This is a genomic window from Shimia marina (genome assembly GCF_001458175.1).
Taxonomy (GTDB): domain Bacteria; phylum Pseudomonadota; class Alphaproteobacteria; order Rhodobacterales; family Rhodobacteraceae; genus Shimia; species Shimia marina.
This window is the reverse complement of the sequence record NZ_CYPW01000032.1, coordinates 186,460-208,177: the sequence shown is the minus strand read 5'-3', so window position 1 is coordinate 208,177 and position 21,718 is coordinate 186,460. Positions and strand designations below refer to the sequence as shown.

General features: G+C 59.9%; 25 protein-coding genes. 19 read left to right on the top strand and 6 right to left on the bottom strand.

The features are described from left to right. Positions 1-16 precede the first annotated feature (16 nt). Positions 17-568, bottom strand: a complete 552-nt coding sequence (thpR, locus tag SHM7688_RS17225; RefSeq protein WP_058241176.1) for an RNA 2',3'-cyclic phosphodiesterase — start codon at positions 566-568, stop codon at positions 17-19. 5 nt (positions 569-573) lie between these two features. Beyond that, on the bottom strand, positions 574-1,560 hold the full coding sequence (locus SHM7688_RS17220; protein ID WP_058241175.1) for a 2-hydroxyacid dehydrogenase: 987 nt from the start codon (positions 1,558-1,560) through the stop codon (positions 574-576). A 110-nt stretch (positions 1,561-1,670) separates the two neighbouring features. Between SHM7688_RS17220 and SHM7688_RS17215 the strand changes: the two genes are divergently transcribed. Together SHM7688_RS17215 and SHM7688_RS17210 are read left to right on the top strand one after the other, a co-directional pair. Then, a complete protein-coding gene (locus SHM7688_RS17215) occupies positions 1,671-2,219 on the top strand; it encodes an SH3 domain-containing protein (protein WP_058241174.1) in 549 nt (182 codons plus the stop codon). A 299-nt stretch (positions 2,220-2,518) separates the two neighbouring features. After that, positions 2,519-3,667, top strand: coding sequence for a hypothetical protein (locus tag SHM7688_RS17210; protein WP_058241173.1), 1,149 nt, complete (start codon positions 2,519-2,521; stop codon positions 3,665-3,667). A gap of 172 nt (positions 3,668-3,839) precedes the next feature. Here SHM7688_RS17210 and rpe read toward each other — a convergent pair whose 3' ends face one another. Next, positions 3,840-4,529: a ribulose-phosphate 3-epimerase gene (rpe, locus tag SHM7688_RS17205; RefSeq protein ID WP_058241172.1), complete on the bottom strand. Its 690-nt coding sequence runs from the start codon at positions 4,527-4,529 to the stop codon at positions 3,840-3,842. A 35-nt stretch (positions 4,530-4,564) separates the two neighbouring features. Here rpe and SHM7688_RS17200 point away from each other — a divergent pair, with 35 nt between their 5' ends. The 5 genes from SHM7688_RS17200 to SHM7688_RS17185 are packed head-to-tail and all read left to right on the top strand — an operon-like array spanning position 4,565 to position 6,476. Further along, positions 4,565-4,768, top strand: coding sequence for a hypothetical protein (locus SHM7688_RS17200; protein ID WP_058241171.1), 204 nt, complete (start codon positions 4,565-4,567; stop codon positions 4,766-4,768). A 30-nt stretch (positions 4,769-4,798) separates the two neighbouring features. Beyond that, the gene (locus tag SHM7688_RS17195) at positions 4,799-5,725 is read left to right on the top strand and encodes an urease accessory protein UreD (RefSeq protein WP_083499100.1); all 927 of its coding nucleotides are present in this window, start codon (positions 4,799-4,801) and stop codon (positions 5,723-5,725) included. 4 nt (positions 5,726-5,729) lie between these two features. Continuing rightward, positions 5,730-6,032 carry an urease subunit gamma gene (locus tag SHM7688_RS17190; RefSeq protein ID WP_058241170.1) on the top strand — a complete coding sequence of 101 codons (303 nt, stop codon included), beginning with the start codon at positions 5,730-5,732 and terminating at the stop codon, positions 6,030-6,032. 10 nt (positions 6,033-6,042) lie between these two features. Beyond that, positions 6,043-6,171 carry a hypothetical protein gene (locus tag SHM7688_RS20175; RefSeq protein ID WP_262975170.1) on the top strand — a complete coding sequence of 43 codons (129 nt, stop codon included), beginning with the start codon at positions 6,043-6,045 and terminating at the stop codon, positions 6,169-6,171. Further along, positions 6,168-6,476 (top strand): urease subunit beta, encoded by a 309-nt coding sequence (locus SHM7688_RS17185; RefSeq protein WP_058241169.1) that lies wholly within the window; start codon positions 6,168-6,170, stop codon positions 6,474-6,476. Before SHM7688_RS20175 ends, SHM7688_RS17185 begins: the two co-directional genes overlap by 4 nt. On the opposite strand, the gene SHM7688_RS17180 is transcribed toward SHM7688_RS17185, so the two are convergent. Beyond that, positions 6,449-7,198 (bottom strand): hypothetical protein, encoded by a 750-nt coding sequence (locus SHM7688_RS17180; protein WP_058241168.1) that lies wholly within the window; start codon positions 7,196-7,198, stop codon positions 6,449-6,451. The two genes, SHM7688_RS17185 and SHM7688_RS17180, sit on opposite strands and share 28 nt — an antisense overlap. A gap of 142 nt (positions 7,199-7,340) precedes the next feature. On the opposite strand from SHM7688_RS17180, the gene ureC reads away from it, so the two are divergent. The 10 genes from ureC (at position 7,341) to SHM7688_RS17130 (ending at position 16,036) form a co-directional block, all read left to right on the top strand. Then, complete coding sequence (ureC, locus tag SHM7688_RS17175; RefSeq protein ID WP_058241167.1) at positions 7,341-9,080, top strand: urease subunit alpha; 1,740 nt, start codon at positions 7,341-7,343, stop codon at positions 9,078-9,080. A 153-nt stretch (positions 9,081-9,233) separates the two neighbouring features. Beyond that, a complete protein-coding gene (locus SHM7688_RS17170; RefSeq protein WP_083499099.1) occupies positions 9,234-9,458 on the top strand; it encodes a DUF1127 domain-containing protein in 225 nt (74 codons plus the stop codon). A 22-nt stretch (positions 9,459-9,480) separates the two neighbouring features. Then, entirely contained in the window at positions 9,481-10,008 is a 528-nt protein-coding gene (gene ureE, locus SHM7688_RS17165) for an urease accessory protein UreE (RefSeq protein ID WP_058241166.1), read from the top strand. Further along, positions 9,998-10,642 (top strand): urease accessory protein UreF, encoded by a 645-nt coding sequence (locus SHM7688_RS17160; protein ID WP_058241208.1) that lies wholly within the window; start codon positions 9,998-10,000, stop codon positions 10,640-10,642. Before ureE ends, SHM7688_RS17160 begins: the two co-directional genes overlap by 11 nt. Then, entirely contained in the window at positions 10,639-11,283 is a 645-nt protein-coding gene (gene ureG, locus SHM7688_RS17155) for an urease accessory protein UreG (protein WP_058241165.1), read from the top strand. The genes SHM7688_RS17160 and ureG overlap by 4 nt, the downstream gene beginning before the upstream one ends. A 171-nt stretch (positions 11,284-11,454) precedes the next feature. Continuing rightward, positions 11,455-12,129: an energy-coupling factor ABC transporter ATP-binding protein gene (locus SHM7688_RS17150; RefSeq protein ID WP_058241164.1), complete on the top strand. Its 675-nt coding sequence runs from the start codon at positions 11,455-11,457 to the stop codon at positions 12,127-12,129. Further along, positions 12,129-12,725, top strand: a complete 597-nt coding sequence (locus SHM7688_RS17145; RefSeq protein WP_058241163.1) for an energy-coupling factor transporter transmembrane component T family protein — start codon at positions 12,129-12,131, stop codon at positions 12,723-12,725. Before SHM7688_RS17150 ends, SHM7688_RS17145 begins: the two co-directional genes overlap by 1 nt. Positions 12,726-12,823: 98 nt before the next feature. After that, the gene (locus SHM7688_RS17140) at positions 12,824-13,360 is read left to right on the top strand and encodes a biotin transporter BioY (RefSeq protein ID WP_058241162.1); all 537 of its coding nucleotides are present in this window, start codon (positions 12,824-12,826) and stop codon (positions 13,358-13,360) included. Between the two features lie 8 nt (positions 13,361-13,368). Further along, entirely contained in the window at positions 13,369-14,874 is a 1,506-nt protein-coding gene (locus tag SHM7688_RS17135) for an AMP-binding protein (RefSeq protein ID WP_058241161.1), read from the top strand. Then, positions 14,855-16,036 (top strand): thiolase family protein, encoded by a 1,182-nt coding sequence (locus SHM7688_RS17130; protein WP_233486625.1) that lies wholly within the window; start codon positions 14,855-14,857, stop codon positions 16,034-16,036. The genes SHM7688_RS17135 and SHM7688_RS17130 overlap by 20 nt, the downstream gene beginning before the upstream one ends. 57 nt (positions 16,037-16,093) lie before the next feature. Here SHM7688_RS17130 and ilvD read toward each other — a convergent pair whose 3' ends face one another. Beyond that, positions 16,094-17,947: a dihydroxy-acid dehydratase gene (gene ilvD, locus SHM7688_RS17125; RefSeq protein ID WP_058241159.1), complete on the bottom strand. Its 1,854-nt coding sequence runs from the start codon at positions 17,945-17,947 to the stop codon at positions 16,094-16,096. A gap of 198 nt (positions 17,948-18,145) precedes the next feature. Continuing rightward, entirely contained in the window at positions 18,146-18,679 is a 534-nt protein-coding gene (locus SHM7688_RS17120; protein ID WP_058241158.1) for a PAS and helix-turn-helix domain-containing protein, read from the bottom strand. A 148-nt stretch (positions 18,680-18,827) separates the two neighbouring features. On the opposite strand from SHM7688_RS17120, the gene SHM7688_RS17115 reads away from it, so the two are divergent. Together SHM7688_RS17115 and SHM7688_RS17110 are read left to right on the top strand one after the other, a co-directional pair. Then, positions 18,828-20,138 carry an acetylornithine deacetylase/succinyl-diaminopimelate desuccinylase family protein gene (locus tag SHM7688_RS17115; RefSeq protein ID WP_058241207.1) on the top strand — a complete coding sequence of 437 codons (1,311 nt, stop codon included), beginning with the start codon at positions 18,828-18,830 and terminating at the stop codon, positions 20,136-20,138. 42 nt (positions 20,139-20,180) lie between these two features. Continuing rightward, complete coding sequence (locus tag SHM7688_RS17110; protein WP_058241157.1) at positions 20,181-21,668, top strand: ABC transporter substrate-binding protein; 1,488 nt, start codon at positions 20,181-20,183, stop codon at positions 21,666-21,668. Positions 21,669-21,718: the final 50 nt, after the last annotated feature.

Below are 21,718 nucleotides of genomic sequence, written 5' to 3'. Positions count from 1 at the left end.
CAACCTTCAGCTTAGGTCAGTCGTAAGGCATCGCCAACAAAGGATAGCTACTCAATACGTCGTAGACCGCCCCGTCCTGCGTCAGAGAAGATCGGTAAAGCGCGAATTCCGACACATCAATTGGCCACATATCGTAATGCGCCCCGCGCGAAATCGCCCCTTGGATTTTTTCGGGTGCATGCTGCCCATCGCGAAACCGGCACAGGGTCACATGCGGGCGAAACCTGCGTTTCTCAAGCTTCATGCCCACGCGCCGAGCCGCCTTGGCCACATCGGCCTGCAAAGCCATCAAATGGGGATCCGGCGCGACCAATAGTGCCAACAACCGGCTGCGCGGCGCGCCAAACAAATCGATGCCTTTCAGGGTCATCTCAAAGGACGGCACACGGATAAGCTCCAGCTCCTCATGCAGCGCTTCCAGCTGCTCCATGGGCTGATCATCCAGAAAGGCAAGCGTCACGTGCAGATTGGCAAGCGGCACCGGGCGTCCGACCGACAGTCGCTCCTGCACATCCGCCACCGCATCCGCCGCGCGGCCCTCAATAGGGATGCCAACAAAGGCGCGCATCGCGCTCAGAGCATCGCAGGCACAACCAGATCTGGTGGACGGTGCCCATCATCAAAGGTTTTGATGTTGATCAGGACCTTCTCGCCCATCTCAATGCGCCCTTCCACGGTGGCAGAGCCCATATGCGGCATCAGTACCACATTGGGCACCCCGCGCAGATCAGGGTGCACTTCATGGCCATGTTCATAAACGTCCAGTCCCGCTCCAGCCAACGCGCCGGTTTTCAGCGCGCGCACCATGGCGTTTTCATCAATCACTTCCCCCCGTGAGGTGTTGATGATGACGGCCGAAGGCTTCATCAGCTTCAGACGCCGCGCATTGAGCAGGTGGAACGTCGAAGGCGTGTGCGGACAGTTGACCGAGACCACATCCATCCGCGCCAGCATCTGATCAAGGCTTTCCCAATAGGTCGCCTCATACTGCTCCTCAATCTCCGGGCGCAGGCGACGGCGGTTATGATAATGGATCTGCATGCCACAAGCATGCGCACGCCGTGCCACTGCGGTGCCAATGCGCCCCATGCCCAGAATGCCAAGCCGCTTGCCGCTGACCCGGCCACCCAAAAGCGTGGTGGGGGCCCAACCATCCCATTCTCCCGATTGCATGCGCTGCACCCCTTCGCTGACGCGGCGGGTCACGCCCAAAATCAGGGCCAACGCCATATCGGCAGTGTCATCCGCACTCACGCCCGGCGTGTTGGAAACCAGCACCCCACGCTGGCGCGCAGAGGCCACATCGATGTGATCCACACCCGCCCCATAGTTGGCGATCAGCTTCAAACGCTCACCGGCCTGTGCAATCATATTGGCGTCAATCTTGTCACTCAGCGTAGACACCAGCACATCCGCGTCTTTCATCGCCGCGGACAATTGCTCGCGGGTCATCGGGCTGTCGTCATCACGCAGCCGCACATCAAACAGTTCTGACAGTCTTGTCTCAACCGCTTCAGGTAAGCGTCGCGTAACGACAACACTCAGACGTTGCTTTGGCATGCGGGGCCTCCCAGTGCTTTTCAATCCAGCGCGTTGGTGCCACACTGCCTTACAGGTCAACGGGGCACAAGAACCCCTCCGCACCTTCAGAGCAGAAAAAATCAGGCAATATGTTCTCCTTGGGTCAAAATTCTCTTGTGGGCTTGGTCGTGGCATTGCTTCTGGCCCTTACAACTTCCGTCACGGCACAGACCGAGACGGCACCATCAGACGTGGCCGCTGCCAAAATCAAACGGGGCCCGGTCACCAATCTGCCCCTGCCGCGTTATGTGTCGCTCAAAGCCTCCAAGGCCAATGTGCGACGCGGTCCCTCCCGCACGCATCGCATCGACTGGGTTTTCACCCGCAAATCCATGCCCCTGCAAATCACCGCAGAATACGGCCACTGGCGCCGCGTGCGCGACATCGACGGCGCGGGCGGCTGGGTGCATTACTCCCTGCTGTCAGGCGTCCGCACGGTGATCATCCAGACCGACATGCTGCCACTCGCCGTGCGCCCCACCGAAGCCACATCCACGACCGCCCACCTTGAGCTGGGCGTGATCGCCAAACTCGAAGAATGCACGCTGGACTGGTGCCGCCTCAATGCAGGCGGCTACAAAGGCTGGGTTCAGAAAACCAGCCTCTGGGGCGTGTCAGCCGAAGAAATCCGCGACTGAAACAGCCTGCTGTAGATGTACTGATTGCCACAGGCACCTAACGCGACCACCCGAGTTGGACAGGTTCCCGATCGATAATCGAGGCCAGACAGTGCCGCGCCAAATCCCCACAATGACGCGCTGCAGAGAATGTCGGCAATGAGCCCGTGTACCTCATGCTGCGCAGCGCTCGAATGACCGCTATGTGAAGAGTACATAGTTTCTTCACATACGAAGTCGGATATCGAACACCTTGCTTTCCGACTGGCGGCTATGATGTTATTTTTCTTGATCAAGTATGTAATTTTAGGAGCTTATAATTGAGCGATTTCTCCACAGGAATCTGCAATGACAAGTGGCAAGCCGTTCCCAGACAGCCGGACGCTGACATATTTTACATCCATTGCACGGGAGGATTTCGGGGGACAAAGATCAGTGACGATCATTGGCAAATTGAACCGATTTTTGAAAATGGGGAAGCGCGCGCCAAGGGCTTCCTGACCGATAAACAATTGCGCCAGATAGTTCGGATTGGTGGTTTTAAAGTGCTAGGCTTTCAGGCAAGCGGCTGGCTGAATGGAGAATGGCACTCATCTTGGCGTCCGATTATTCCTACTGAAAAGAACCATGCACGAAGCCCATCTGCCATTTGGGGTAGCATTTCGACAAACCTCTTTAGTGCGACACGCGCTCAGCAGCTCACAGAACTAAAGGAGCCCGACCATTCCAAGGTCGCGACAATTCTTGATGATAGCAGCGTGGAGGAAAGGCTCGCGCGAGCAATTAGCTTCAGCTTACGTTCTATGGACCTCGCCGTTGAGCAAATTGCGGAACACTACAACGAACAACTCGTCAATAAGATGTATGCAGGCAAAGTAGACGGGCAAAGGAGTTCCAATACAATGGATCAAAACCTGTTCGCGCACGTCCACGCTTTTTTCCTTCAACTAGGGTCTGCTCGGGACTACCTTGCCGCCTTCATCGCCAATCGCTTGGGCATGAATGCAAGCCATGGCAAGGTCGACACCATGAACGCTCTAAAGAGCAAGCTTCGCTCGCATCACGCTGGCAGTGAGCCAATACTCGATCTCTTTCTCCAAAAGAAATGGCTGATGGCGAAACCCGATGAACCCGACAGATGGGCGACATCAGGCTGGTTGAAGGAAGTCACAGACCTTCGAAATGAAATCGTTCACCGCAGACCGTATGGGTCAGTCTACGCAGAGCGTTTCGGTTGGGCAAAGCCGGTAAGAGCCGACCTTGGATTGTACCGTTACTTCCGCCCGATAGAAATCGAAGGGCAGCCAGAACGCGATCTGCTGGACCTGATTTGCTACCACTATCGTGAGTGCACGGGCATCTTTTTTGACGCCGCAAAGGCGGCTGGCCTTGATGGAAATATGATGTCTCTAACAGACAAGGAGATCGTTTCGCTTAAAGTGATCCATCCACCAACAGCGGATCAGTAGGCCTTCTTGATATTTGAAAGCAGACATTGGTGCGCCCGCAGCGAATGACAGTTTCGCCCGCTCATCTGCCTTCGAGACCACCAGCCAAACACCGCCCCGCTGACGGCTTCAAAAAACCTCCCGTCGAGCGCCATACTTCCATGACGCTCAACAGACATTCATTACGCGCCGCTTACTGCGCCGCCTCTGCCGCTGCGCGGATGGCGCGGATGTTGTCGCCGTAGACCTGCGCCTGATCGACAGAGCCACCTTTGAACACAGCAGAGCCCGCCACTAGGACATCTGCGCCCGCTGCGGCCACCAAAGGCGCGGTCTCGGTGGTCACGCCACCGTCGATCTGAATGTGGATCTCACGATCGCCGATCATCTCACGGCAGCGGCGGGTTTTCTCCACGCCGGAATGGATGAACTTCTGCCCACCAAAGCCGGGGTTCACCGTCATGATCAGCACCATATCCACCAGATCCAGCACATGTTCGATGCTTTCCAGCGGTGTGCCGGGGTTCACGGCCACACCGGCCTTCACACCCTGCGCCTTGATCGCCTGAATGGTGCGGTGAATATGCGGGCCGGCCTCCACATGGGCGGTGATCATATCGGCACCGGCCTCGGCATAGGCCTCGATGTAAGGGTCCACCGGCGCGATCATCAGATGCACATCCATGAAGGTCTTCACATGCGGACGGAAGGCTTTCACGGCGGGGGGACCAAAGGTCAGGTTCGGCACAAAATGCCCGTCCATCACATCCACATGCACCCAATCAGCGCCCTGCTCTTCAATGGCCCGGATTTCCTGCCCGAAGTTGGCAAAATCTGCCGAGAGAATGGATGGGGCAATTTTGATGCTGCGATCAAAGCTCATGTCTGGCTCCCTCTCCGGCTGTGCCGGGAACTGAAATGATGCAGGCCACGCACGGCCTGCCTGCCAAATCGCCCAGTTGCAGTGCGATTCGAAACTGGCGGCAAAATGCCTTTGCAGGGGCCAAAACACAATCCGGCATCCCTCCCCCGACCAACATTGCAAAATCGCCCATTTTTTCATCAAAAATCAAAAACACGCCCAAAAAATCGACGCCAAAATCTCATCTCGCCCAAAAATAAGGCACGCGACCTTTCTGATCCGCGCAACCAATGCAAGCCATTAAGAAACCCACTGCCGTTTTCGGAGAAAGTGCCATCACCGCGCTCACGCATATATCTTGTCCGGAGGTTGCCCCAGAGGTCGCCAACACGCCTTCAACTCCGGCACAACCCCGCGCCATTGGCACGGCACAGATCCGCAGCAAACAGCGTGATGGCAAAACAGTTCTGGACGATCTGCGCCTGTCCGGGTCAAGCCGTGTGCTCTTTCCTCATGCAAACTACGCGCGCGGTCGCAGTGCAAATCTTCAGGCCGTGTTGCTCAATACCGCAGGCGGCATCACCGGCGGCGATCGTTTTGACGTTGCTGCCGCAGCGGGCACCAACAGCCATCTCACCCTCACCACACAGGCCGCCGAGCGCGCCTACCGCAGCATTGGCCCAAAACCCGGCACTTTGGGCACGACGCTGACCCTTGAAGAGAATGCACGGCTCGATTGGCTGCCACAGGAAACCATCCTGTTTGAAGGCGCGTCCCTGCACCGCAGCCTGACGATCAACATGGCCCCAAACGCCCGCTTCCTGATGGTCGAACCGGTCATATTTGGCCGCACCGCCATGGGCGAAACCCTGCAATCAGCGCATATTTTTGATCGCGTGACACTGCACCGTCACAATCGTCTGCTCTTTGCAGATCGTGTCAAACTGTCCAAAACCGTTCAGGCCCATCTCGATCGCCCCACCATCGCAGGAGGGGCACGTGCCATGGCCACTGTACTGCTGGCGGCCCCAGATGCCGACCGTCATCTCGACGCCCTACGCGCGCTCTTACCTGAGACAGGCGGGGCCAGCGTGATCCGCGATGGCCTGCTCTTCGCCCGCATTCTGGCCGCAGACAGCTACGCGCTGCGCCAGTCCCTCATTCCCGCGCTCACGCTTCTGCACGGCGCTGACCTTCCTAGAACATGGATGCTTTGACCACATGCAACTGACCCCTCGTGAAAAGGACAAACTGCTGATTGCCATGGCCGCCGAAGTGGCCCGCAAGCGTTTGGACCGTGGCGTAAAACTCAACCACCCCGAAGCCATCGCCCTGATCACCGACGCGGTGGTCGAAGGCGCGCGCGATGGGCGCTCCGTCGCCGATCTGATGCAATCGGGCGCACAGGTGATCACGCGTGCGCAATGCATGGAGGGAATCGCCGAGATGATCCACGAAGTGCAGGTTGAGGCCACATTTCCCGATGGCACCAAGCTTGTGACCGTCCACAACCCGATCCGCTGAAGGAGACCCCATGCACCGTTTCGCCGCAACCATGGACGCCGCCCTCACGCCACATGATCCGCCCGGTCTCTGGGCGCCTCTGTCTTCCGGCCTCGCTGTGTCGGCTGGCCTCACTTTTCTGATTTGGAACTTGCAATGATCCCAGGTGAACTCATCCCCGCAGACGGCACATTGACGCTCAATGAAAACGCCGAAGTCACTACATTGATGGTCGCCAACACCGGCGACCGGCCCATTCAGGTGGGCAGCCACTATCATTTTGCCGAGACTAACCCCGCATTGGAATTTGACCGTGCCGCCGCTCATGGCCTGCGTCTGGACATCGCCGCCGGTACGGCCGTGCGTTTTGAGCCCGGCCAAAAACGCGAAGTGCATCTGATCCCGGTATCAGGCGCGCGCCGTATCTATGGATTTAATCAGAAAGTCATGGGGCCGCTCTCATGACATAACCTCAAGGAGATTTCGATGACGCCGATTGCAACAAGCTCCATCACAGCCTCGCTGAGTGGGTTCCTCTTTATGTCTCGCATGGTTGAGCGCCAGATGCGCACATCCCATGCCATGACGCGCGCTTTCATGCGCTCCATGATGCTGCCCGCCACGCAGCCACCGCAATTCGCGTCCTCACAGTCTTCTGCCGCTACAGCGGTCGATGCCAAACCCGTCACGCCAGTTAAATCCCCCGCAGCCAAATCAAACACAGCCAAACCATCTGCGACAACACCTGCAAAAGCGCCGAGCAAGTCCCGCAACAAAGCCCCCAAGACAGCCCGCACAACCACGACAAAGACCACCAGAAAATCCGCTCCAAAACCGCCTGCACCAGCTTCAAACGTCACCGCCAAACCTGCCGTAAGCGAACCGGTGTTCAAAACCACTGCGACCAAAACCACTGTCGCCAAAACCAAAACAGCGCCCAAATCGCCCTCCAAGCCCAAGGCAACACAAACAAAGGCGGTAAAAGTGGACACACCGGCGACACCCACGACGGCAAAAACAGCGACCGCAGACGCAACCGTCACAAAACCCGCCGCCCCCGCCGCACCTGCGGCTCCAGAAAGTGCACCCAAGAAGGCCGCGCCTGCCAAAGCCAAAACCACCGCTCCCAAAAAAGCCGCACCGCCCAAAGCTGCGCCCACCAAGACGACCAAAGCCGCAACACCCACGGCCTCTGCTCAGACAGACGCCCCCGCCAAGAAAACCACGCGACAGCCGTCCAAGCCCCCGGCCATGCCCGCTGCCGCGAAACCAAAAAAGACCCCCTGAGCGCGCCTCCTGCCCTCAGCGCAACCAAAGAGACCTCAACAGATGCCTGCGAAAATCTCCCGCTCTGACTATGCCGCAATGTTTGGCCCCACCGTGGGCGACAAGCTGCGCCTTGCCGACACCGATCTGATCATTGAAATCGAGCGGGATCTGACTGCCGAACGTGCGGGCAACGGCAATGCGCTGAGTTACGGCGAAGAGGTCAAATTCGGTGGCGGCAAGGTGATCCGCGACGGCATGGGCCAGGCCCAGACCACCCGCGCCGAAGGCGCTGTGGACACCGTGATCACCAACGCGCTGATTGTGGATCACACCGGCATCTACAAGGCGGATGTGGGCCTCAAGGACGGGCGCATCGCCAAAATCGGCAAGGCAGGCAACCCTGACACCCAGCCGGGCGTCGACATCATTGTCGGCCCCGGCACCGAGGCCATCGCAGGAGAGGGCAAAATCCTCACCGCAGGCGGCTTTGACAGCCACATCCATTATATCTGCCCCCAGCAGATCGAGGATGCGCTACACTCCGGCCTTACCACTATGCTCGGTGGCGGCACCGGGCCTGCGCATGGCACGCTGGCCACCACCTGCACCCCCGGCCCATGGCACATTGGCCGCATGCTGCAATCCGCCGATGCCTTCCCGATGAACCTCGCCTTTGCGGGCAAGGGCAACGCCTCCCTGCCTGCCGCCATCGAAGAACAGGTGAAGGCAGGCGCCTGCGCACTCAAACTGCACGAAGACTGGGGCACCACGCCTGCCGCCATTGATTGCTGCCTTTCGGTGGCCGACGCCATGGACGTGCAGGTGATGATCCACACCGACACGCTCAATGAGTCGGGCTTTGTCGAGAATACAGTGGCCGCCATGAAAGGCCGCACCATCCACGCCTTCCATACTGAGGGCGCAGGCGGCGGCCACGCGCCGGACATCATCAAGATCTGCGGCGAAGAGCATGTGCTGCCCTCCTCCACCAACCCCACACGGCCCTTTACCGTGAACACCGTGGATGAGCATCTCGACATGCTCATGGTCTGCCACCACTTGGACAAATCCATTCCCGAGGATGTGGCCTTCGCCGAGAGCCGCATCCGACGCGAGACCATCGCCGCAGAAGACATCCTGCATGACATGGGCGCGTTTTCGATCATCGCCTCTGACAGTCAGGCCATGGGCCGCGTCGGCGAAGTGCTGATCCGCACATGGCAGACCGCAGACAAAATGAAGAAACAGCGCGGCCGCCTTGCTGAGGAGACCGGCGAGAACGACAACTTCCGCGTCCGCCGATATATCGCGAAGTATACCATCAACCCCGCCATCGCCCATGGCATCGCCCATCAGATCGGCTCTATTGAAGAGGGCAAACGCGCTGATCTCGTGCTCTGGAACCCGGCCTTCTTTGGCGTGAAACCGGAAATGGTGCTGATCGGCGGCTCTATTGTCTGCGCCCAGATGGGCGATCCCAACGCGTCTATTCCAACGCCACAACCAGTCTATTCCCGCCCGATGTTTGGTGCCTATGGCCGCGCGGTGGAAAACGCCGCCGTGGTGTTTGTGTCGGAGGCCGCACAGGCCGAAGGCATCGGGGCCTCGCTGGGACTGGCAAAAGACACCATCGCCGTTCAGAACACCCGCAACATCGGCAAATCCCACCTCAAGCTCAATACCGCCACGCCGGAGATTGAAGTGCATCCAGAGACCTATGAGGTGCGCGCAGACGGCGAATTGCTCACATGCCAGCCCGCCGAAGTCCTGCCCATGGCCCAGCGCTACTTCATGTTCTGATCCCCCACATGCCCATGACGCCCCCTATACACGCGCTGCATTGCAGCATACGCAAGACCGATATGACGAAAGACCCCCTGCAAATGTCAGCTCAACTGACCTATATTCAGCGCCAAGGGAGGACCAAAGGTTTACAACAAACTGAGGTTCAAAATGGCACTGACCGACACACATTCATCCGCCCCGCTCTCGCTGGGCAAAATCCTCGCCGCTCCCTTTGTGGCGATTGGCAACTTTCTCGTCGCCATGATGGAAAACAACAGCCGCGTGCAGCATGTTCAAGCCCTGAACGCGCTGAGCGATGCCGAGCTGGCCGAACGTGGCCTGAAGCGCGACGACATCGTAGCGCATGTTTTCCGCGACATGATGCACGTCTGAGCAAAACGCTGGGGGCGCGGCCATGACCACGCTGCCCACCGCACACCGCTATCACAGCCATGGCCACGCCGCCGCCTCTGGCCGCGTGGCCCTGACATACGAAGACCGTTTCCTGCGCCGCAAAACCCTCCTGACGGAGGAGGGTACGCGTATTCTGGTCGACCTGCCCAAAACCACGTCACTGGATCATGGCGGCGTCCTGCTGCTGGAAGATGGGCGCGAAATCACTGTCATCGCAGCCGCCGAGCCGTTGTTGCAGGTCACGGCAGAGCATCTGCCCCGCATCGCCTGGCATATTGGCAACCGCCACACCCCCTGCCAGATCGAAGACACCCGCCTGCTGATCCAGCCCGATCACGTGATCAAACAAATGCTCACGCTGCTTGGTGCCACAGTGACCGAGGTGAGCGAACCCTTCACCCCCGAAGGCGGGGCATATGGGCACGGGCGTACCCATGGCCATGACCACAGCCACCCGCACGCCCATGACCACGCACAGGATCACAGCCACAATCATGATGGGGCACACAGCCACGCTCATGACCACTGATCCCATTCTGACCTTGGCCCAATGGCTCTCTCCGGCCTATCCGGTCGGGGCCTTCACCTACAGCCACGGGCTGGAGGCACTGGTAGACGCCGGAATTGTCTGCGACGCAACAAGCTTCCGCGCCTGGCTGCAAGACACCCTGTCTTTTGGCGCAGGACAGAATGATGCCATCCTGCTGGCCCATGCCCACCGCGCCGAAGACCTCAGCACGCTGGCCGAGCTGGATGATCTGGCCCGCGCTCTGGCCCCCTCTGCCGAACGCCTGCTGGAAAGTGAGCAACAGGGCGCGGCCTTTGTGCGCACCGTTGCCGCCATTCATGATCTGGACCTCACCACGATGACCTACCCCATCGCCGTGGGCCGCGCCGCACGTCTGCAGAATTTGCCTCTGCCAGACACCGCGCGGCTGTTTCTGCATGCCTTTGCCGCCAATCTCACCTCTGCCGCCACCCGCCTTGTGCCGCTGGGTCAGACCGAGGCACAGGCGGCCCTCACCGCCCTGACCCCCCTCTGCCAGCAGATCGCGGATCAGGCGCTTTCCCAACCGCTGGAGGCCATCGCAGCATCAAGCTTTGTCGGCGACATCGCCTCCATGCGTCATGAAACCCAATACTCAAGGCTGTTTCGCTCATGACCTCTTCTTCCGCTCCCTCGCCCAACGGCCCGCTGCGCATCGGCATTGGCGGCCCGGTCGGCGCTGGCAAAACCACGCTCACCGCCAATCTCTGCCGCGCGCTGCGCGACAAGCTTTCCATCGCCGTGGTCACCAATGACATCTACACCCGCGAAGACGCCGAAGAGCTCATGCGCCAACAGGTGCTGCCGCTGGAGCGTATCAAAGGCGTGGAAACCGGCGGCTGTCCCCACACCGCCATCCGCGAAGATGCCTCCATCAACCTCGCCGCCATTGACGCGCTGACCAAAGAGATCCCCGATCTCGACATCGTGCTGATTGAATCCGGCGGCGACAATCTCTCCGCCACCTTCAGCCCCGAGCTCGCAGATCTCACCCTCTATGTGATTGACACGGCCGCAGGCGAAGAGATCCCCCGCAAAGGCGGCCCCGCCATCACCCGTTCCGATATTCTCATCATCAACAAAACCGACCTCGCGCCTTACGTGGGTGCCTCCCTTGAGGTCATGGAACGCGACGCAAAGAAAATGCGCGGCCCCCGCCCGTTCCTCTTCACGTCCTTGCGCCACGGCAAAGGGCTGGAGGCGCTGCTGCCCCTGATTGGCGAAATCGGCGGCGTGCCGGCTTTGATGGAAACCTGAAACCGAAACGCAGCCACACCGCGCCTGCCTGCGTCTGATCAGGAAATTTTCCCGCAAAATCCGCAATCCCGCTTCCTCTTGACCAAAATATCCCCGCCGGAGGCTCCCGTCACTTCAACCCGCGCCCCATTGGCGCTAAGAGCGATGCACAAGCAACCGGCGGACTTTTCTATGATCACGCTCAACAATGTCTCTGTCTCCTTCGGGGAGCGTGTCGTTCTCAACAGCCTCTCCCTGACGCTGACAGAGCGCCGCATTGCCGTGATCGGCGCCAATGGCTCGGGCAAATCCACCTTTGCCCGCCTGCTCAACGGGTTGGCCCTCCCCACCTCTGGCGAGGTCATTGTAGATGGGCTCAACAGCGCCAAGAAAGGCCGAGAGCTACGCCGCAAGGTGGGCTTTGTCTTCCAAAATCCCGACAATCAGATCGTCATGCCCGTGGTGGAAGAAGACCTCGCCTTCGGCATGAAAAACCTCGGGTTCTCCAAAGACGACATCGCCGCCAAAACCGACGAAATTCTGGCCCGCTACAACATGAGCGATCTGCGCGAACATCCCGCGCATCTCCTGTCGGGCGGTCAGAAACAGCTCATCGCCATCTCCGGCGTGCTGGTAATGGATCCCGCGATTGTTGTCATGGATGAGCCCACCACATTGCTGGATCTGCGCAACAAACGCCGCGTCGCCCGCGCCGTGGCCGCCCTGCCGCAGATGGTCATCACCGTCACCCATGATCTCGACCTCATCACCGATTACGACCGCGTCATTGTCATCGATGACGGGGGCGTTTTTGCCGATGGTCCCCCCGCCGAGGTGATCGCGGCCTATCAGGAGCTCATGGCCTGATGCTCGACCTCTATTCTCCCGGCACATCTGTTCTGCACCGCCTGTCTCCAGGCGTCAAAATGCTGAGCATGGCTCTGGGCGCCACGCTGTTGTTTCTCAACCAGAGCCTGCTGATCACAGCCGCAGCAACCCTCGGCATTCTCGCCCTCTACCCCGTAGCGCGACTCCCCCTGACGAAAGCAGCGGCCCAGCTGCGCCCGCTTCTGGTGATCTTCGCGCTGTTCTTTGCAGTACAGTGGTATTTTGAAAGCCTCACGCTGGCCGCCTATGTGGTGCTGCGTCTGGCCGCTTTGATCCTGCTGGCCAGCCTCGTCACCCTCACCACCCGATCCAGCGATATGATCGACACGATGACACGCGGCTTGCGCCACCTGAAACCCCTTGGCGTGCACCCCGAAAAAGTCAGCCTCGCCATCTCGCTCGCACTGCGCTTCATTCCTGTTCTGGCACAAATCACAACTGAGGTGCGCGAAGCCCAGAAAGTGCGCGGGTTGGAGCGCTCCGTGATTGCCGTGGCCATGCCCATGGCCATTCGCGCAATCAAGATAGCGGACGATATTTCCGATGCCATCGATTCCAGAGGATATCGTTCCTAAGTTCCCCCCAAAAGCGCCCGGTCGCCTTGCTCCGCGCCGGAAGGGTTTCTAGCCAGCCTCAAATTTCAGATCCAAGACCCTCGCTCACGGAACACAAAATGACCACCAAAGACATCGTCTACATCGCGCTTTTTGCCGCCCTCACCGCCGCTCTGGGCCTGATGCCTCCGATCCATTTTGCAGGCGCGGCCCTGCCGCCCATCACCGCCCAATCGCTTGGTGTTATGCTGGCTGGTGCCGTGCTGGGGGCCAAACGTGGCGGCTTTGCGCTGCTCCTCTTCATCGCCCTTGTTGCGGTCGGCCTGCCGCTGCTGTCCGGTGGTCGCGGTGGCTTTGGTGTCCTGCTGGGCACCTCCGGCGGCTTCCTGCTGGCATGGCCCTTCTGTGCCGCGCTCATCGGCTACCTGATTGAAAACGATTCTGCCGCAGGCCCTGTGAAAACCGGTGTCTACGTGGCACTTGGGGGCATCGCTCTCATGTATGCCGCTGGCATTCCGTGGATGGCCTTCATCGGCAAACTCGGCCTTGGTAAATCTCTCTCCATCATGGTGGCCTATGTCCCCGGCGATCTGGTAAAGGTGGTTCTGGCGACACTCATCGCCCGCGGCCTGCGCCGCGCCTACCCCAACCTCTGAGGACGCGTTTGCCCCTACGCCATGCATTAGATCATCACGCCCGCCAGCGCCCCGATGCGCTGGCGGTTGCCCTGTCTGACACCCGTCTCAGCTACGGCGCCCTCTATAATCGCATCAAGCGCCTGCACGCGGCCCTCTGCGCCCTGCCACAACAGGCCCGCCCAGATCTCCCTCTGCCAGACGGCGCACGCAATTTTGCGCTCTCCATCGGCAACCACCCCGAAGCCCCCACGCTTCTGGCCACCGCTCTGGCCACCCCACATGTGGTCACCCTGCTAGATCCGCAATGGCCCGACCGGTTGCATCAGCGCGTTCTGGCCAAACTGCCCCCTGACGTGTTGTTCTGCCTGTCAAGCCAGACCGGTCTGATCGACACGGCTGCGCGTCTGGGCATCCCTGCCATCGCGATTGACACCACAGCCTTTGCGGCCTTTCTGCAAGCGCCACAGGACATCCCTTTCACCCACCCACGCGACATCTTCATGGTGGGCTTCACCTCCGGCACCACCTCTGAACCCAAAGCCTTCGCCCGCGCGCGCCACAGCTGGCGCGCCTCGCTGGACGCCAGCCGCCTCGCCTTTGCGCTCACCGATCAAAGCCACACCTTCGCGCCCGGCCCGCTCTCCCACGGCATCACGCTCTATGCGCTTGCCGAGACGCTCGACCTAGGGGCCAGCTTCCACGCCCTGCCAAAATTTGATCTCAGTGCCACCCACAAAGCCATGGCCGAGACCCGCCGTATCGTCGCCGTGCCCAGCCTGCTGGGCGCGCTCTGCCGCGATACGCCACAGGAACAGATCGTCGAAATCACCACCGCCGGGGCCAAGCTCGACCCGGCGCTGCTGACAAAGGCCCGTCAGCATTTCCCCCGCGCCCGTGTGCATGAATACTATGGTGCCTCCGAGCTTGGCTTTGTCAGCCTCAACACCCACGGCCCACAAAGCTCCTCCGCCCCTTCCTATTCCGTAGGGCGTCCCTTCCCCCATGTGGAACTCTCCCTGCGCCAAAACGGTGCAGAAGTCGCTCAGGGCACAGCCGGCACCATCTTCGTGCGCGGTGATCTGGCGATTGATGGCTATCTCTGGGGCGGGCGCACCTCCGGCTTTCGGCGCGAAGGCCCCTGGGCCACGGTTGGGGATGTCGGCAAGCTCAACTCCGACGGCAGCCTCAGCCTCTTGGGGCGCGAAGGGGGCATGGTCATCACCGCAGGCCATAATGTCTACCCTCAGGAAATCGAAACCGCCCTTGCAGACATCGCTGGCATTGACGCCGCCGTGGTCTTTGGCCTCGCACATCCCTCCAGAGGGCAGGAGCTCATCGCGATCATTCAGGGCGACGCCGCACTGGACGAACTCAAATCACAACTCGCCATTCGCCTGCCCCGCTACAAGCTGCCACGCCACATCTACCGCCTCTCCGAATGGCCCCTGACCAGCTCCGGCAAACCAGATCGTGGCCGCCTGATGTCCTGGCTGCATGAGAAAGATCCCCGCCTTGTCTCCGCTACCGGGTGATCTGCCCCCAGATCACCAGCCGGTGATCATCGCCGCACAGCGCAGCGCCATCGGCCGCGCGGGCGGCATATTTGCCTCTCTGGATGTGGAATACCTCGCCGCGCCGGTGATGCAGGCTGTGCTGGCAGAGGCGCAGATCAGCCCGAACCAACTGGACGATGTGATCCTCGGCAATGCCGCTGGCCCCGGTGGCAATGTCGCCCGCCTTTCAAGCCTGCATGCGGGCTTTCCTCCCTCCATTCCCGGCGTCACAGTGGATCGCCAATGCGGCTCAGGTCTTGAGGCCGTGATGATGGCCTGCCACCTCATCATGGCGGGTGCAGGCACCACCTACCTTGCAGGCGGCGTGGAAAGCCAGAGCCGCGCGCCTCTGCGCAGCCTGCCCGCCAGCGGCACATTGCCCGCACACAGCTACACACGCGCGCGCTTTTCCCCTGACACCATCGGCGACCCAGAAATGGGCGCTGCCGCCGACACCGTCGCCAAACAGTTCAACATCTCCCGCACCCGTCAGGATGCCTTCGCCCTGCGCTCCCAGCACCGTGCAACGGAAGCCCGGGCCGCTGGGCGTTTCACCGCCGAAATCACCCCTGTCGCAGGCCAAACCACCGACGAATGCATCCGCGAGACCATGACCGTAGCCCGTCTTGCCCGCCTCCGCCCCGCCTTTAGCAAAGACGGCACCGTCACCGTGGGCAACGCCTGCCCGCTCAATGACGGCGCAGCGGCCCTGTTGATCACTACAGCCGCCAAGGCCCGCAGCTTGGGTCACACAAACGCTCTCGCCTATATCGGTGGCGCAGCGGCGGGCGTAGATCCCAACATTCTGGGTATTGGCCCCGTCGCCTCCACCCAAAAGCTGCTCAAACACCACACTGACCTGCATCTCGCTGATCTGACGCATCTGGAATTCAACGAAGCCTTCGCCGCGCAGGTGCTGGCCAGCCTTGATGCACTTGGGATCGACGAGACCCTGCCCAACCAAGACGGCGGCGCCATCGCCCTTGGCCACCCTTTCGGAGCCTCCGGTGCCATCCTTGTGGTGCGCCTGTTCACCCAACTCATCCGCCAAAACGCCCCAGCAGACGCACGAGCCATGGCCATGATCGGGATCGGCGGCGGCCAAGGTCTCACCGCCGCCTTCCAGTCCACGCGCCTGTAAGAAAAACCAAAACGGGGCCGCGCTGCGACCCCGTCTCTCATCTCATATCAGACGCGCTTACTCGTCTTCATCATCCAGCATCCGCACCGCACCCAGCGAGGCGTTGGACACGTGCTGCGCATAGACCTTCAGAGCTTTGGACACCGCGCGTGGGCGCCCTTCCGCTTTCCAGAACTTTTTATCGGCCTGCGGGTGGTTTTCGCGGCGACGTTGCAGCTCTTCGTCGCTCACATCCAGATGAATGGTCCGGTTGCGCACGGAAATACGGATCTTATCGCCATCTTCCACCAGACCAATCACGCCCTTCTCTGCCGCTTCCGGCGAGGCGTGGCCAATCGACAGACCCGCGGTGCCGCCAGAGAAACGTCCATCGGTCAGCAACGCACAGGTGTGATCCAGTTTCTTGGATTTCAGATACGCCGTTGGATAGAGCATTTCCTGCATGCCCGGCCCGCCTTTCGGACCTTCATAGCGGATCACCACCACGGAATAAGGCTGAACCTCATTCTGCAGAATGCCGTGCATCGCATCTTCCATGGATTCAAAGACTTTGGCAGTGCCTTCAAACTCATACATCTGTTTGATCACACCGGCAGTCTTAAGGATACAACCCTGCTGCGCAATGTTGCCAAACAGCACACACAGCCCACCTTCCTCGGAATAGGCATTGGCAAAGTCGCGCACGCAGCCGTCTTCCACGTCCAGATCAAGCTCGGTGTACATCCGCGACTGGCTGAAGGCCTCTGTCGTGCGCACGCCGCCGGGGGCCGCGATGAACAGATCGCGCGCTTCGTTGCCTGCGGTTTCGCGGCGTACATCCCATTTGTCGATGAACTCGCCCACGGTGCGCTCATGCACGGTGGCACAATCCCGGTGGATTTTGCCTTCACGCTCCAGCTCGCCTAGAATTCGCGCAATGCCACCTGCCCGGTGCACATCTTCCATGTGATACTTCGGCGTTGAGGGGGCCACTTTGCTCAGGTGCGGGATCTCACGGCTCAGACGATCCATATCCGCCATGGTGAAATCCACGCCACCCTCATGAGCAATCGCCAGAAGGTGCAGAACCGTGTTGGTGGAGCCACCCATGGCAATATCGAGCGCCATGGCGTTTTCAAAGGCTTTGAAGTTTGCAATGCCACGGGGCAGCGCGGTCTCATCGCCCTCTTTGTACCAACGATCACAGAGCTCGATGATCTTGTGACCGGCTTCTTCAAACAGCCCACGGCGCTTGGAGTGGGTCGCCAGCAGCGAGCCATTGCCCGGCAGTGCAAGACCCAGCGCTTCAGCCAGACAGTTCATCGAGTTCGCAGTGAACATACCGGAGCAGGAGCCACAGGTCGGGCAGGCAGAGCGTTCCAGCTTGTCCACTTCTTCCTGGCTGCGGTCTTCATCTGTCGCGCCCACAATCGCGGTCACGAGGTCGGCCTTATGCTCGCCATCTTTCAGGATCACCTTACCCGCTTCCATCGGGCCACCGGACACAAAGATCGCCGGAATGTTCAGGCGCATTGCCGCCATCAACATCCCCGGCGTGATCTTGTCACAGTTGGAAATACAGACCAGCGCATCCGCGCAATGGGCGTTGGCCATATATTCCACAGAATCCGCAATCACTTCGCGCGAGGGCAGGGAATAGAGCATCCCATCATGCCCCATGGCAATGCCATCATCCACCGCAATGGTGTTCATCTCTTTAGCGACACCACCGGCTTTCTCAATCTCACGCGCCACCAGCTGGCCCATGTCCTTGAGATGCACGTGACCCGGCACAAATTCGGTAAAGGAGTTCACCACAGCCACAATCGGCTTGCCAAAATCCTCGGTTTTCATACCCGTCGCCCGCCATAGCGCGCGCGCTGCCGCCATCCGGCGACCGAATGTGGAAGTCTTGGACCGAAGATCTGGCATCTGTTGCACTCCTGCAGATTGGCTTGTGCGCCCTATGTAGCGCCCTTTGCATGTCTGAACCGCACGCGTGCCATTCAAGGGGGCAAAATGCAAGCGAAACCGGAAATTTTGTTACCGAAAACACCCTCCTGAAATTGCGAAAACATCACCAAACTCACCAGAGACGCCACGTGACCGACAAGCGCGGGGCGATGCCCGTCAGCCAATGGTCAGATGCGCCAGCAATTCTGCGGCGTTTTTCACCTCAAATCGCTTCAAAAGCCGTGCCCGCACATCTTCCACCGTACGCGGAGACAGGCCCAGCTCCCGCGCGATTTCCTTACTGGTCAGCCCCCGCCCCAAACCACTCACCACCTGCCGCTGCCGCAGTGTAAGCGCAACCGAAGGACCGTCCTGAATCACTGCAAAACTCATCACCAGCTGCGCCAGCGGCTCTTCGGGCGTGCGGGTCTGCGCTCGAAACCGGCACCAGATCTGCGCCCCATCCCGACGCCGCACCATGCGCTCATCACTATAGGCATGCTCTGCCCTGAGCGGTGCCAACCCGATGTCACGCACCCGCTCAAACTCTTCTGTTGTGTTATATAGCAGGCGAAAAGACTGCCCTATCAGCGCCTCCCGCTCATAGCCAAGCATCTGTGCAAAACTGGCGTTGCACCCCCGGATCACGCGATGTGCTGTCACAACAATGCCCACCGGCGCGGCGTCATAGGCCAACAGATCCCAATCCATGGCTGCTCCTCTACAAACCGTAATCCTACGGTATTGATACCGTATACTGCCGCAAGCCACTCTGTCCCCATCCAAACTTCATTTGACCTTAAATATCCCCGCCGGAGGCACCCGCCCTCTCTACCTGCGCCACACCCGAGGTGATTTCATGCCCTTAGACACAGACAGCCTGATCGCTCGCATTGACAGCATGCGCGACGACCTGATCGCACTCACGCAGGATTTGATCCGCATCCCGACACTCAATCCGCCTGGCGAATGCTATCGCGAGATCTGTGACTATCTGGACACCCGCCTCACCCGCCACGGCTTTGACACCCAGCTGATCCGCGCCCACGGTGCGCCAGGAGACAGCGACAGATACCCCCGCTGGAACGTTCTGGCCCGCAAAGAGGGCCACCACCCCGGCGAGTGTGTGCATTTCAACAGCCACACCGATGTGGTGGAGCTCGGCCACGGCTGGACCTTTGATCCCTTCGGTGGGGAGATTTCAGACGGCAAGATCTACGGTCGCGGCGCTTGTGATATGAAAGGCGGTCTCGCCGCCTCCATCATCGCCGCCGAAGCCTTCATCGCCGAATACCCCGATTTCCACGGGGCAATCGAAATTTCTGGCACGGCAGATGAGGAAAGCGGCGGCTATGGCGGCGTTGCCTTTCTGGCGGAGCGCGGCTTCTTTGCGCCAGAGCGGGTGCAGCATGTGATCATCCCCGAACCCCTGCACAAAGACCGCATCTGCCTTGGCCATCGCGGCGGCTGGTGGGCCGAAATAGAGACCTTCGGCGAAATCGCCCATGGTTCCATGCCTTTCTTAGGCGACTGTGCTGTCCGCCACATGGGCGCGGTGCTCGACAAGTTTGAAAGTGACCTCTACCCCGCCATGGCCTCACGCCGCACCGATATGCCCGTAGTGCCCGAAGGCGCGCGCCAATCCACCATGAATATCAATTCGATCCATGGCGGCCAGCCTGAGCAACCCAAGGACTACACCGGCCTGCCCGCCCATTGCGTGCCCGACAGCTGCCGCATCGTGATCGACCGCCGCTATCTGGCCGAAGAGTCCCACGCCGAAGTCTCAGGCGAAGTTGAAGGCCTGCTCAATGATCTCTCCGCCCAGCGCGAAAACTTCCGCTATGAAATGCGCGAACTCAACCACGTTGCCCCCTCCATGACAGACCGCGCCGCCCCGGTTGTCACCACGGTTGATCGCGCCATTCAGGATATTCTTGGAAAATCCCCCGACTACGTGGCCAGCCCCGGCACATATGACCAAAAACATATTGATCGCATCGGCAAGCTCAGAAACTGTATCGCCTATGGGCCCGGCATTTTAGAAATGGCCCACAAACCTGACGAATACATCGGCATCGACGATATGGTCGACAGCGCCAAGGTCATGGCGCATAGCCTCACGCAGCTTTTGTTGCCTCAGGCAAATGGCCCAGAAAACGGCCAATAAGAATAACAACGAATAAAGCCATATAGTTACGGGAGTGAACACATGATGCAAAACACCTCAAGACTGGCCCTCCTCGCCAGCACAGCTCTGCTGGCCTTGCCCCTGCAGGCGCAAGCCGAACAAAGCGATATCACCGTGGCCCTGCAACTTGAGCCACCCCACCTTGATCCCACCTCTGCCGCCGCCGGCGCGATTGACAGCGTGCTTTATGCCAACGTCTTTGAGGGGCTCACCCGCTTTGCCAGCGATGGCGCGGTGATCCCCGGTCTATCCAAAAGCTGGGACATTTCCGAGGATGGGCTCACCTACACCTTCATGCTGAACGAGGGCGTGACCTTCCATGACGGCAGCACCATGGACGCGGAGGATGTGAAATTCTCCCTCGACCGCGCGCGTGGCGAAGACAGCGCCAATGCGCAGAAAGCCCTCTTTGCCGGGATCACCGATGTCACCGTACTCGATCCGCTCACCGTTCAGGTCACGCTGGAGGCGCCCAACGGCAGTTTCCTCTTCAACATGGCTTGGGGCGATGCGGTGATCGTGGCGCCTGAAAGCGTTGCCAACATCAAGACCGCCCCCATCGGCACAGGCGCCTTCAAATTCGAAAACTGGGTACAGGGCGATCAGATCACGCTGTCGCGCAATGAAGCCTACTGGGGAACCCCCGCCGCACTGACGGATGTGACCTTCAAATTCATCTCTGATCCCACCGCCGCCTTTGCTGCGATGATGGCCGAAGATATTGACGCCTTTGTTGGCTTTCCAACACCCGAGGCCCTGCCACAATTTGAGGCAGACCCGCGTTTTCAGGTGATCATCGGCAGCTCAGAAGGGGAAACCATTCTCTCCACCAACAATATGATGCCACCTCTGGATGACCGACGTGTGCGCAAGGCCATCGCCCATGCGATTGACCGCTCCGCCATCATCGACGGAGCCATGTTTGGCCTTGGCACCCCGATTGGCACCCATTTTGCGCCACACAATCCGGATTACGTCGATCTGACCGGCCTGTCGCAGTATGATCCGGAGCTGTCCAAGAAACTTCTGGCCGAAGCCGGTTTTGCTGATGGCTTCACCACCACGCTGAAACTGCCCCCGCCCTCTTATGCCCGCCGTGGCGGTGAAATCATCGCCGCACAGCTGCGCGCCGTGGGCATTGAGACCGAGATTTCCAATCTCGAATGGGCCCAATGGCTGGAGCAGGTCTTTCGCGGCAAAGACTACGGCCTGACCATCGTCAGCCATACAGAGCCGTTTGACATCGGCATCTATGCCCGGCCTGACTACTACTTCCAATATAACAATCCCCAGTTCCAACAGATCATGGACACTCTCAATCGCGCCACTCTGCCCGCCGAGCGTAAAGCGCTGCTGAAAGTCGCACAGACCATCATCGCCGAGGACTATGTGAACGGCTATCTGTTCCAACTCGCCTTTCACACCGTCGCCAAAGCAGGCGTCGAGGGCCTGTGGGAGAATGCCCCCACGCAGGCCACCGACCTGACCGCCGTGCGCTGGTCTGACTGATCCAAAACGCAGAGGCCCACTCTGACTCCGCTCAAGGCGGGGCCTCTGCC